This is a genomic window from Streptococcus sanguinis (genome assembly GCF_003943735.1).
Taxonomy (GTDB): domain Bacteria; phylum Bacillota; class Bacilli; order Lactobacillales; family Streptococcaceae; genus Streptococcus; species Streptococcus sanguinis_E.
In genome coordinates, this window is record NZ_RJMV01000004.1 from 1 (window position 1) to 13,204 (window position 13,204).

Here is a 13,204-nt window from a genome sequence, read left to right on the forward strand (position 1 = left end):
GGTATTCAAAGATTTTTTTAAATATTTTAAATCCTCTACTTGCGGATGAACGTTTTTAATCTTATATCTGTCAATTATTGATAACAAATCATCAATTGCTTTTAAAACTGTTTCTAACATACTATCTTCCTCCTCAATGAATTATTGGCCATGAATCTATGACCTCCACACCATCTAAATTCCATGGTGAATCAATGAAAATTTGTTCTTTATTGAGCCCACCTTGATAAATTCCTCCCTGACTCCCTACAGGACCGTCATAGATAGTAGTTCCTTTAGGAATCTTTATTTTATAGACTTTATCAATTGCAGACTGACCACTATACGAACCATCAGGGTTTGTCCAGATATCTTTCACTGCTGTATCAATCCTCACCTGTGCTCTGGACTGAGGTGCTTCTCTAGTAAACCATTGTCCTAAAGGATTATCAGCATTACCCGCTCTATAAAATATTGTATCTTCTGAAAGTACGGTTTTATTATATCGACCTCCATAGAAATTTCGATTTGGAGTTGTAGAAAATTCAGATAATGGACCGGGATTAGTATATGAATTATATTCATACGAATACAAATCCACATATTTAGATTGAATATTGTTCATCGACGGCAATTCCGGAGTCCAATTCTTTGATGGAAGTTTAGGACCAACCACCGGCTGACTCCCCACACTCGGAATTTTTCCTTTGATCCAATCTTTTCCTTTGCCAAAAGCTTCGGGGATTGTTGTATAAGGTTTATTGTAATACTGGTTATACCCCACATAAGCAGAATACAAGGCAGTTCCCCAGCTAAGTGTTTCAGTGATAGGATGGATGTGATTATACCATTCAGCTGTTTGGATTTCTTCGGCTGTCGCAGGCTCAAGTGTAATTGGATTGATCCCTTCTTCAAGGATGTAATGATTAAACTTCGCCATATAATTAGGGTCGCGCCAGCTAAGTAATTTCTGACTATCCATTAAAAAATAACGGTCTGTCACATAGCGATGATTGGCCCATTCAGTCTCTGACATGCCTAAACTTCCAAATGGTTTCACATGAGCTTGGGAAATGGCGTTTTTGAGCTCAGGAAATTCTTTTTCTATCTCCTCTTGGCTCATTCCATCTATTTTTTTCTTAAAAGCTGGATTAACCTTAGCTATTTTTTTGAGACAGAGATTTCTTTTGAATAATTACACGACCTGAGTAATCCCAAGCCGTGTAATAGTTTTATGAATCGATATTGGATTCTTCATAAAATATTTAATTCTAATCAGTCATGACATTTCATAAATTCTTTATTTCAAGTTCAACTTGTTCATCTATAGCATCCAACAAAGCTCTTTTTATCACAGAAATTAGATTCTTTCCACTGCTTGTCACAAAATAATCTGATAGCGCTTTGATATCTGGACTGATATTGTCACCCCAAGGAGGCATTTTACTTCTATCTTCATTATCCCAAACAACTTGATTAGGATTAATTCTTTCTAATTCCTTTTGGATGGTCTCCAATTCACGCAAAGCCTCCTCCAACTGATGTGGTTCTAGCTTTCCGCTATATAACTCATTCATCAAAATAGGGAATCTGCTCCCCCAAACATTATTTTCTAAACGAACACAAATCGTTGAAAAAAACGAGTGGAGAAAATCTCCTGTTCCAATCGAGTACCAATATAAATCTACTTTTAAACCGACTGTCATAAGTTCCTCACGCTCTCTTGAATAGAATTTCAGATTTCTGGAAGTATTATCTTGAAATTTTTGTAAACAAGCTCTGAGGCTCTTCTCTTGAATCATTTCCCATAAACCTGACAAAAGCTCTAGTCGATTCCCCTCTATACTGAATCTGAATCTCTATTCCATCCTAATGACTTCGTTTACATTTTTCATATTTTTTAGAATAAGACTGTAAATTATTAAATTGATCCCCATGTTTGAAAAATTAATTTATATATTCACCACCCATTTTCGTTATAAAATTTATCAACTAATCCCCAGTCATAATCAGAAATAGCTGAACCAGTTTCTGTTTCCCTTAAGTCAATCCCTAATTTTCTTAATGTGGCTAAGGACATGTGCCCCAAACAAATTGGGCCTAAAACTGAATCTTCCATCGAAAGTCTGACTGAAATTTCTTTTAATTTATTTATAACATCAACATCATAGATATCACTATTAACAATTTCTTTTATTATGTGATAAGACACAATTGGATTTAAATCTATATTACTTATTAAATCTTTATTATTATAAGTTTTGGTTTTAATTTTTTTAAGAATATTCACCATTTACTCCTTACTATCTTAAATGATTTGTTAACAAAGCTCTCTCATTCATATAATTTTCAAACAAACTATTAGCTATATCCTTACGTCCTATTGACTCTGCCCAATGAATTTCTTTCATATATGCATTCAATTCCATCTTCAACCTATTCTTTGTTTGGAAATGATATTCCATACCAGGGAATCCTTGTTTGACATCATCTAGATAATGTTGCCTTTCGTGCAGTAAAGCTCCATAAGATGCATTATCGTCTATAACCAGTTGTCCCGGCTTGCCTTTAGAAGGAGAATATCCCATCACTCCCTCACGATGAACTATTTCTACCCCCTGATTTTGTAAGTCATCTAAAATATTTTGCCAATCATCAGGATTTGATATTCTACCTGGTCCAAACTCTTCTCCTAATGGATCAGCCCCCTTCCTAAACATCATATAGTCATTTGTACTATTAAGAGATGGTACCACCGGCTGACTCCCCACGCTTGGAATTTTCCCTTTAATCCAGTCTTTCCCTTTGCCAAAAGCTTCGGGGATTGTTGTATAAGGTTTATTGTAATACTGGTTATACCCCACATAAGCAGAATACAAGGCAGTTCCCCAGCTAAGTGTTTCAGTGATAGGATGGATGTGATTATACCATTCAGCTGTTTGGATTTCTTCGGCTGTTGCTGGCTCAAGTGTAATTGGATTGATCCCTTCTTCAAGGATGTAATGATTAAACTTCGCCATATAATTAGGGTCGCGCCAGCTAAGTAATTTCTGACTATCCATTAAAAAATAACGGTCTGTCACATAGCGATGATTGGCCCATTCAGTCTCTGACATGCCTAAACTTCCAAATGGTTTCACATGAGCTTGGGAAATGGCGTTTTTGAGCTCAGGAAATTCTTTTTCTATCTCCTCTTGGCTCATACCATCTATTTTTTTCATGAAAGCTGGATCAACCTTAGCTAATTCTGTGGGGCTCAAACCTCGATGATCACTTTTTACTTGGTCATATCTCGCCATAATCAATTGAAGAGCATCCTGACTCATAGTTGCAATAGATACATCAGTATATCCCGTGTTTAAAAAATGTTCATAGGCCTGAATCTTGTCACCATACTTTTCCTCAAGCTCAGCTCGGGACATATCGAACACATCCAGTAGATTGTCCCCTTTTTCTGTCTTAAGATCTTTATTAAAGTTTGAAATTATTTTCTTCCATTCCGAACGTGGTTTGCCCTGCAGCTTCTCTGCGAGCTTACTTCGGTAATAGATTTCAGCAGCACCGGATAACTTCATATCTTTAACAGCCTTGTCTATAGCCTGTTCTTGTGGTGTCCGATAATCACTCTTTGAAACAGTCTGAATCTTCTGAGCCTTCATCTTAGCAGACCAGCTCATATCTATGCCATCAGTAGAGTAATTACCCTCACTGTCTACCAATACCTGACTAAGCTGCGTCGCTCCTTGAATAGCTAAGCCCAAAACCTGCAGACTATCTGTGAAATACTGGGACACCTGAGCCACAAACCATTCCAGCTTGTCAATTTTTTCCTGAATTTCCCGAATGCCGATATTTAGCTGAGTTTCAACTTCCATTAAAGCAGATGTCTGAGATAAAAGGTCTCCCAATTTACCTGTCAGCAGAGCTCCTGCATTACGGAAAAAATCTTGATTATCTGCAATCTGCTTTTCTACTTTTGCCAGTTGCTCATTTTTTATTTTCAGCTGTTCCTTCAGTAGATCCAAGTCCAATTCGCCATATCCAGCCACCTCGGAATCAGCACTTTTATAGGAAGCAAGCTCTCCCTGAATATCATCAATAGCCTCTTGTAGCTTCTTAATGGCAGGGATGATTACCTCAGTAAATAAGCCTTTTCCCGCTGTATAAGCCGCTCCCTGCAGCTCACCCGACTCCAAAGATGCAATCAAATGGTCGCAGCCACTAGATAGACGATCGGTCACTTGATTGGCTACTTGAAGGTTACCGGTCATCGCTTGGATAAGCTGGGCTGAATCTGCTGCACTATATTTTACTCCCATGGCAGACTATTCCTTTCTTTGATCAGTTTTTCTCGCTCTTCTTCCATAGTCTTTCTTGTTTGACGACTGAGCTTTCCAAGTTCATCCATCTGAACATCCACATAGTTCTTAACCTGTCGGTTAAGAGACTGAGTTTCTGATAAATCACGACTGAGGGCAGCAGAGCTTTGAGGGTGTTCATAAAGTAGATGTTCCATTCGGGTCGTCAAGTATTGGAAATCCGTCGCAAAATTCGCCAGGGAAATCTCGTATTGACGTTTCATCGTCATAAATTCGTCTTCTTTTTGGTCAACTTTGAGAATTTTTTCGTAAAGTGCCTGACGTTCTTTTTCGCTTTTATCAGCCTTCATCTCAACTCTCCCAGCGCTTGGCTTCCTCTATATCGCGTTTCTCAATTTTTGCAGCAATTTCTGGAAATTTATTGGCCTGAGTCAGAACAGCAGAGCTGAAGTCACCGACAGCCTGAAGCATTTGATTGCAGGCCTGACGGCCAGCTTCCATTCCAGCAATCCCTGTTGTATAGGAAAATTCGACTTGTTGATTTTGTGCATTGCTAGTATCAACTCCAACGAGCTCGCTGATAGCAGAGCCAGCTGAAATGGTGCTCGATTTAATTTGTCCCATTATTGCTTCTCCTTTTGGAATTTTATTCAAGAAAACATAAAATATACCCTTTCATTATAACATATCCCTCAAAATAATAGACGCAAAAAGAAAAAATCAGAAAGTCTTTCGACTTCCTGATGCTTGTTTAATAAAATACTGCTAAATCTTCATTCAGCTTCTTCATGTAGTGTTTGTGGACTATGTAAGACAACACAGCTAAGCCTGCTAAAACTAGAGCAACTATCACATAAATTACCAGAGGCGCAAGAACATTGGATATAAAGAAGAGAAGAGTAATGACAATCAACATTCCTAAAATCAGAGCGATGGCTAAGAGAGTTTTCACCATATTATTATCTCGGCTCATCAATTCTGTGACATTGGACCAATTAGTCACAAGATGCTTGTAGTCTCGGTAGTAACCCCAAGAACTCCACATTAGGCTAATTAAGGCCCAAACAATCACCATGCCCAAGAAAGTCACTGGATGCATACCGGAAACAAGGCTAGTTATCAAAAGCAAGGTCAGAGGCAGGATAGACTGGACGGCAAAGAGCTGCCAAAACTTCAGACGAATATATTGCTTCAAATCAAAGGGGAGAACCTTGAGATAATCAAAATTTTCCCTTTCCAGAGAAATCCCAATAGCCGTAAGGTTGCTGCCGCCTGAGTTTAGCGTTGCAATCAAAACAGCCAGAGCCATCATTGGCAAGAGGAAACGTGGTCCCAGATAAGAAGTCAAAGACAGGCCACCTTGTATCATGCCCATTCCCATACTGAAAATGACAATGTAAGGGAGAAAGGCCGACATAAAGATAGCTTGCATAATGACAGAACCCTCGCTCAAGAGCCTGATATTGTAATGCCAGACAAACTTTTTGAGATTTTTTGCTTCCGCAATATTGATGTCATGCACGCGCTCCCGCTTTCCTACTGAAGAACCCGTCATCAGGGCTGCCTCATAAAACTCAGGAATCACCTTGGTCTTTACGATGAAAAATAGAAGAGCCGCAACTGCCACCCATCCCAAAAATCCCAGCAGGGAAGCTGTATGAAAAGGATGAAGGATAAAATCATAAAAGGCTTGAACTGGCGGAAAGAAAGCTTTGACCTCTGTACGATTTATGACGCTTCTGTTGTTCATTTGATTAATCATAAAATAGAGGAAAAAGGATCCAACGGAAACAAGAGCCAGAATGACATTGGACAGGATGGTCTTATACTTCCTGAAAAAGGCTGTCTTGGTAATGAAATGGACGGCAATCAGAATCAGAAAGGTGATGACTGAACTTAAAATCAGAATAGCAAACAGAGCCAAGAGCAGGCCCAAGAAAGGATTACCACCTTGAAAAGCCAAAACCAAGAAATAACTGAACATAGGCAGAATGGCAATCAGCAAGGTCAGAATAACCGAAATGCTTTTGCCGACAATGATTTCTGCTTCGCTAAAAGCATAAGGACGATAAGACTGTAAGTCCTTGCTTTCATAAAAGACATTGTAAAAAACCAGGAAGCCTTGAGACATAGAAAAGAGAGCAAAAGCAGAAACCAAATTGGCAAAGAGCCCCGGATTGCCAACCAGTTGGTTCAGGGAGCCCATCAAGCCGAAAAGAAAGAGATAGACCAGTCCTAAAATCAGATACATGCGGATGGCCTTCAGCGATACATTGACCTTACGCTCAGGATTCTTAGCTTGCATCTTACGGTACTGCTGCAGCTGAGACGGCTGAATAGCATAGAGGATGTTAATATCAACGAGTTTTTTTATAGCTTTAATGCGCATCAGGACTCACCTCTTCTCTGCGGCCTGCTAGACCAAGATAGATGGTTTCAAGAGACTGTTCTGGATGTTGACCTTTTAGTTCTTCAATCGTTCCATAGAAAATCAATTTCCCTTTTTTGAGAATGGCCACCTTATCACAGAGCTGCTCTGCCACTTCCAAGACGTGGGTTGAAAAGAGAACTGTATTTCCTTTATCTGCATGTTGGCGCATCATCTGCTTGAGGTCAAAAGCTGCCTGCGGATCAAGACCCGTCAGCGGCTCATCCAGAACCCAAATATCCGGATCAGACAAAAGTGCCGCTATGACGAAGACTTTTTGCCTCATCCCATGAGAGAATGAATCAATAACCTCATACCGATGAGAGCCAAAGTCGAAAAGATGGAGCAGATTTCCCAATCGCTCTTCAACTTCAGCATTCGTCATATCGTAAGAAGTCGCTACCAGTTCCCAAAACTCATTGGCAGTTAGGCGCAAAAATAGATCAGGTGAATCAGCTACATAGCCAATTTTTTTCTTGATTTCCAAACGATTAGCGGATAATTCTTTCCCATCCACAAAAATCTGTCCACTACTAGGATTGATAACGCTGACCAATGACTTAATGGTAGTAGATTTTCCGGCGCCATTGTGACCAATCAGACCGACGATTTCTCCGCTCTGCAAGGTCAGATTCAGCTGATTGAGAGCTACCGTTCCTTCATAAACTTTAGTGACATCTTTAAATTCAATCATAAGAGAGCTCCTTTACTGATTTCTATACAGATTAGTATACTCTTTTTGAGGCTTTTTGTCTCAGCTAAAAATGTTTCATTTTCAATTTTAAAAAGATTTTTCAAATTATAAAAGAGCTAAATCTCTATGAGAGTGAAAAAACGCAAACGATTGCGCCTTTCTGCTTCTTTTGGTACAATAAAGCCAATCAGTGAGAATGAAGAGGAAAATTTATATGGAAAACCAAACCTTAATGCAGTATTTTGAATGGTATCTGCCAGATGACGGTCAGCATTGGAATCGCTTGGCGGAAGATGCACCAAACTTAGCAGCGAAAGGGATTCGCAAGGTCTGGATGCCGCCCGCTTTCAAAGGAACAGGCTCTAATGACGTCGGCTATGGTGTATATGACCTCTTTGATTTGGGAGAGTTCGACCAAAAAGGGACTGTACGCACCAAGTATGGATTGAAAGAAGAATACCTCCGAGCGATTGAAGCACTTAGCCAGAACGGTATCGAAGCTATTGCTGATGTGGTTCTCAATCACAAGGCCGCAGCAGACTATAAAGAGCGCTTTACCGTTGTTGAAGTTGATCCTAACGACCGCACAAAGGTCTTGTCAGAACCTTTCGAAATCAAAGGCTGGACTAAGTTTGTCTTCCCAGGCCGCAAAAAAGCCTATAATGACTTTGAATGGCACTGGTACCACTTCACTGGCACAGACTATGACGCCAAAAACAACAAGTCAGGCATTTACCTCATCCAAGGAGACAATAAAGGTTGGGCAGATGATGAGCTAGTGGACAACGAGAATGGTAACTACGACTATCTCATGTATGCGGATATTGATTTCAAGCACCCCGAAGTCATCCAAAATCTCTACGACTGGGCTCATTGGTTTATTGAAAGCAGTGGTGTACATGGCTTTCGCTTAGATGCTGTTAAGCACATCGATTCCTTCTTTATGAAGAATTTCATCCGCGATATTACTGAAAAATACGGCGATGATTTCTATGTCTTTGGGGAATTTTGGAATAGCGATGAGAAGGCCAATAACGATTATCTAGAAAATATTGACTACCGCTTTGACCTAGTCGATGTTAAACTTCATCATAATTTATTTGATGCCAGCAAATCTGGAGCAGACTATGACCTGCGAACTATTTTTGATCAAACACTTGCAAAAAATCATCCCGAATCGGCTGTAACCTTTGTGGACAATCACGATACCCAGAGAGGTCAGGCTTTGGAGTCTACTATCGAAGAATGGTTCAAACCAGCCGCCTATGCTCTTATACTTCTAAGAGAAGCCGGATTGCCCTGCGTCTTTTATGGAGACTACTATGGCATTAGCGGAGAATTTGCACAAGAGAGCTTTCAAGAGATACTGGATAAACTCCTAGACATCCGTCTCAATCTGGCTTATGGTGAGCAAACCGACTACTTCGACGATGCCAACTGTATCGGCTGGACTCGTCAAGGTAAGCACGATGGTCAGCCAATCGCTGTCCTTATCAGCAATGCTCAAGCCGCTAGCAAATCCATGCTAATCGGTCTAGAATGGGCTGGCAGAGAATTCAGCGATTATCTAGGCAACAGCTCTCAAATCGTAACTATTGACGACCAAGGCTGGGGAGAATTTCCTGTGGAGGAAAAATCAGTCAGTGTTTGGAGTGCTAGATAAGTCACAGAAAACATATGGAAAAAGAAAAATAAGACCGAATTGGCCTTATTTTTTTCTTCTTTCTTTCTTGGAATGTAGTAAGCCAAAGGAAGCCAAAAGGCTAACGACTGCTGCTCCCAAGAATGATGAAGGTGCACTACCTGTATTTGGTAATGTGTGTTTGGACACTCGAGACAGAACCGGACTAGTCTCAGAGTTTTCAACCCTTGCAGGACTCTTCTGCTCAGATGTTTCTGTCCCCAAAGCTGTCTGAATGTGCGTTTTTGGCTTGTAAACATAAGTACGAACGCCATTGGCATCTGACACTGAAACAAAACCATACTCCTCAATAGTCTTAGCATCTAGCAAACCAAATTCCTCAGCTGCTAAAGGTCTTCCTTCTACATCTACAAAGCGAGTGATTTCGATAGAAGGCTTGTCCTCAACCGGAGCATCTTTCGGTACTTCATGCACACTGGCACGATAGACATGCGTACGAATGCCGTCCTCGTCACTGCTGGATTGGTAGTCATAACTAGCGATAGTCTTAGACGCCACCAAACCACGTTCAGGATCTGATAATTCTTGACCTGATTCATCGACAAAACGAGTCATTTCCATGACTGGACGCTCTTCGCTTGGAGCATCTGACGGTACTTCATGCACGCTGGCGCGATAGACATGGGTGCGAATGCCATCCTCCTCAGTACTAGACTGGAAATCATATCCTGAAATACTCTTAGAAGTAACTAAACCTTGCTCAGGAGCTGATAATTCTTGACCTGATTCATCGACAAAGCGGGTCATTTCTAAAACTGGTTTCTCTTCTCGTGGAGCGTCTGTCGGTACTTCATGTACAATGGCGCGATAGAGATGAGTACGGATGCCGTCCTCATCAGTAGTAGACTGAAAGTCATAGCCAGAAATACGCTTAGATGCCACCAAACCTTGCTCAGGAGATGATAATTCTTGACCTGTTTCATCTACAAAGCGGGTCATTTCCATGACTGGCTTGTCTTCACTTGGAGAGTCTGACGGTACTTCATGCACACTTGCGCGATAGACATGGGTGCGAATACTGTCCTCGTCACTGCTGGACTGATAGTCATAGCCAGAGATTGTCTTAGACGCCACCAAACCGCGCTCTGGATCTGATAATTCTTGACCTGATTCATCGACAAAGCGAGTCATTTCCATGACTGGACGCTCTTCGCTTGGAGCATCATTTGGAAGTTGGAACTGATTGAGTTCATATTTATAAATGATCTCTTTGGTTCTTCTTGCTTCGTACTCTCCCGATTCAGCATCATAGGCAGTTAGTCGAGATTTATAAGTATAGAGCTGATTCTTATGGGAAATAAGAGGTTTAGGGCTGACTGTGTATCTAGTCTTACCTGGTTGCTCATCCGTAATAGGGTTAGCAATAGCATGACCCTGTTCGTCTTGATAACGGACAAGAACCTTGCCAGGTTCCGTATCTCTCTCATTAACCTTCTTAACACCTGAAACTTTAAAGACGAAGCCTTCAGCTTTGACCGTTCTAAATGCTGCATCTATGCCCTTTTGGTTAATTTCTAAGCCAAGTAATGTCTTACCTCCCCTGTGAAAAGTTGGTTCAACAGATTTAAGTCCACCATCAGGCGTCTCAATTAAATTATGTACACCCTCAATTTGGATCGTATAGTCTCTATCGATATAATAGCGAGTCCTGTCATGAGGTTTCATCAGATACAGTTTGTAGTGGAAGGTTTTAATATTGTTTTCACCAAACCAAGGTGGCATTACAGTCGGATTATTGCCCAGCCAGTCGATATACACTAGGTCGTTATATTTTTCTAATCCCATACGATCTAGTCGAAAAATTCTACCAATTTGAGACTCAGTGAAACGATAATTGAGTTGTCTCCATGGTGCATTGGGTTCTCTATAACCAAAGGCTAATGGATCCGTATCTCGTGTATCAAGCAATCCAATCTTTAGATTCGTATTGTAATTAGGGACATCAAAATCAATTTCCTTTTGATTAATAACAATTTTCTGAAAGTACGGATTAATAGGTACTCGTTCAGCCAATCTCCTTTCACTAGGATACGCATCAACTCGGAACATATCTGGATTTTCAGAATATATTTGCCTTATCTCTTTCATAGATAAAATCCTACGATCTGACTCAGGCAGATATTTTCTAGAAAAAGCTTCTTCATAGGTTATCCCATCCCATTTTGATGGAGTATACGCTGTCCTCAAAAACACTCTTTTGGGCATAGATTCATCAACTGTCAAATCCAATTCGGAGCGTGGAATAATAGCTTTTGGTATCTTGGCTACTTCTTCTGGAGTCGGATTTACATTCAATATAGACTCCCACTTATTCAAAAAGAAGAGTGCTGTATTATTTTGAATAAATGAATCCCAACTAGATACTCTTTTTGATGGAACTTGTCTAAAATCCTCATCTTTGACTAGATTTAAATTTTCAACTTCCTTTAAGTTAATGTATTTAAAGACACCATCCATCTTACGGATCGCATAAGCATGATCATACTTTTTAGCTGCTTCTTCTATTTGCTCCACCGACTGTATCTCTGGCATGACAGATGTCATGGTTGCAGCCTTAGTTATTTCATAACTCTCTTCCTGAGTATGATAGTCATAAAATTCTTGAGCTAACTGTTTGATTTCAGGCGTGACTTGGGCTGCTCCCTTCTCTCCTTCTTCTGAGATAGTCAGACCAGAAGGTCCCTCTGCTGGTGTATTTTTGATTGTCCCATCATTTGGCAATTCTTGATTGACAGGAGGTGTGGCTTGATTATTCTGGACTTGATTCCCCTCTGTTTCACTACTTACCTCCTCTGCTTGTACAGTCACTGCCATTGTCCCAGCAAGCAGCAAGGACAGAGGAATCGGGACTAATTTCATTCCCATTTCTACTTTTTTCCCTAAAGTCTTTTTCATCTTCTTCTCCTTTTAATCTCCTATTTTAGATAATTTAAAAACTTTTTCCCATAGATTGACTAGTAATTCTTTGTGATAGCGATTGGCAAGTTCTTTGGATCTTACCGAAAATCCCCTCCATTCTTTTTCTCCAAATTGGCTAAACTGCTCCAGATGAGCAATATATTGATTAGCATCATTTTGCGGTATCAGCCAGCCATTCTCTCCATGCTTAATATAAGCCTGATTGGCATAACGGACATCCAGACCTATCAGAGGCAGGCCATTGACCAAAGCCTCATAGAGCGATGTCGCAAAGGCTTCCGATAAAGAGGTGCTGATATAGGCATCATAAGCTTGATAAGGTACCTGAGACTGATAACCCTTAAAATGAACTATGTCTTCCAAATCATTGAGCTGAACTACATCTTGAAGCATGTCCATGTCAGGACCATCTCCATAGATGTCAAGAGTAAACCGCATTTGACCTTTAAATTTTAATAAAGCCATGATTTTCAGCAATAACAGAACATTTTTTTCCTCAGACAAACGACTGACTGTCACCAAGCGAATCTCCTTAGGATCAAATACTCTCTCTCTTGGATATTGGACCACTTGATTTGCATAGGTTGTTGGAATAAAGAGGGCCTGATCCCTCATCTTTTGAGGCAGATAAGCCTCTTGGCCTTCCCCAACCAAAATCAAAGAGTCTAATACATCCTGATCCAGCAAGCCCATCACCTTTTTATTTAACTCTTGTCCGAGGGCAATCATATGATCCTGATGAAGGACGCGACCTACATGAAAATCTTGCTCACGTCTCAAGAGAATATTTTCAGGAATATCCAGACGCTCCATCATCAGCCAGTCTTCTGGCTCAAGCTCCTCCTCAGCAAACTCCTGAAGACTCCTACCAGCTAATTCTAAGCCCAGAAAACGGACTTTAGTCCTATCAATTCCCAAGGCTTCATAACTATCCAGCACAAGCTGCCTAGAAGAGGCATTAGCATATATATCTGTATCCGCTTCAGAAACCCACAATTCATAAGGGACTTTCATTTCTTCAAAAAGTTCAAATCGATTGCGGAGAGCTATGTCAATCCCAAACGCCCTAGCACGGATACAAGAATCCACACAAACTACTTTCATTTTCTCCCTTTTAACCTAAAGTAATTCTATATACGAACATAACATATTTTTAAGAATTA

Annotated in this window: 11 protein-coding genes; 1 reads left to right on the forward strand and 10 read right to left on the reverse strand. The window is 40.4% G+C overall.

Translation table 11 applies throughout. From position 1 onward, the window contains the following. Window positions 1-133: 133 nt before the first annotated feature. From D8877_RS05855 to D8877_RS05895, 8 genes are all read right to left on the reverse strand, one after another. Complete coding sequence (locus tag D8877_RS05855) at window positions 134-1,102, reverse strand: hypothetical protein (RefSeq protein WP_125341276.1); 969 nt, start codon at window positions 1,100-1,102, stop codon at window positions 134-136. Between the two features lie 166 nt (window positions 1,103-1,268). After that, window positions 1,269-1,781, reverse strand: a complete 513-nt coding sequence (locus D8877_RS05860; RefSeq protein ID WP_081103046.1) for an immunity 70 family protein — start codon at window positions 1,779-1,781, stop codon at window positions 1,269-1,271. 158 nt (window positions 1,782-1,939) lie between these two features. Then, window positions 1,940-2,272 (reverse strand): hypothetical protein, encoded by a 333-nt coding sequence (locus D8877_RS05865; protein WP_061412902.1) that lies wholly within the window; start codon window positions 2,270-2,272, stop codon window positions 1,940-1,942. Between the two features lie 10 nt (window positions 2,273-2,282). Further along, complete coding sequence (locus D8877_RS12275; RefSeq protein WP_260468669.1) at window positions 2,283-4,298, reverse strand: coiled-coil domain-containing protein; 2,016 nt, start codon at window positions 4,296-4,298, stop codon at window positions 2,283-2,285. Then, the gene (locus tag D8877_RS05880; RefSeq protein WP_061592880.1) at window positions 4,289-4,648 is read right to left on the reverse strand and encodes a hypothetical protein; all 360 of its coding nucleotides are present in this window, start codon (window positions 4,646-4,648) and stop codon (window positions 4,289-4,291) included. Before D8877_RS05880 ends, D8877_RS12275 begins: the two co-directional genes overlap by 10 nt. A 1-nt stretch (window position 4,649) precedes the next feature. Then, window positions 4,650-4,922, reverse strand: a complete 273-nt coding sequence (locus tag D8877_RS05885; protein ID WP_061592879.1) for a hypothetical protein — start codon at window positions 4,920-4,922, stop codon at window positions 4,650-4,652. Window positions 4,923-5,049: 127 nt separating this feature from the next. Beyond that, window positions 5,050-6,687 carry a hypothetical protein gene (locus D8877_RS05890; protein WP_125352680.1) on the reverse strand — a complete coding sequence of 546 codons (1,638 nt, stop codon included), beginning with the start codon at window positions 6,685-6,687 and terminating at the stop codon, window positions 5,050-5,052. Then, window positions 6,677-7,420 (reverse strand): ABC transporter ATP-binding protein, encoded by a 744-nt coding sequence (locus tag D8877_RS05895; RefSeq protein ID WP_060976712.1) that lies wholly within the window; start codon window positions 7,418-7,420, stop codon window positions 6,677-6,679. The genes D8877_RS05890 and D8877_RS05895 overlap by 11 nt, the downstream gene beginning before the upstream one ends. A 196-nt stretch (window positions 7,421-7,616) precedes the next feature. On the opposite strand from D8877_RS05895, the gene D8877_RS05905 reads away from it, so the two are divergent. Continuing rightward, the gene (locus D8877_RS05905) at window positions 7,617-9,083 is read left to right on the forward strand and encodes an alpha-amylase (RefSeq protein ID WP_125352682.1); all 1,467 of its coding nucleotides are present in this window, start codon (window positions 7,617-7,619) and stop codon (window positions 9,081-9,083) included. Between the two features lie 45 nt (window positions 9,084-9,128). On the opposite strand, the gene D8877_RS05910 is transcribed toward D8877_RS05905, so the two are convergent. Continuing rightward, window positions 9,129-12,017 (reverse strand): MucBP domain-containing protein, encoded by a 2,889-nt coding sequence (locus D8877_RS05910; protein ID WP_125341280.1) that lies wholly within the window; start codon window positions 12,015-12,017, stop codon window positions 9,129-9,131. A gap of 12 nt (window positions 12,018-12,029) precedes the next feature. Beyond that, window positions 12,030-13,145 (reverse strand): glycosyltransferase, encoded by a 1,116-nt coding sequence (locus D8877_RS05915; RefSeq protein ID WP_125341281.1) that lies wholly within the window; start codon window positions 13,143-13,145, stop codon window positions 12,030-12,032. Between the last annotated feature and the right edge of the window lie 59 nt (window positions 13,146-13,204).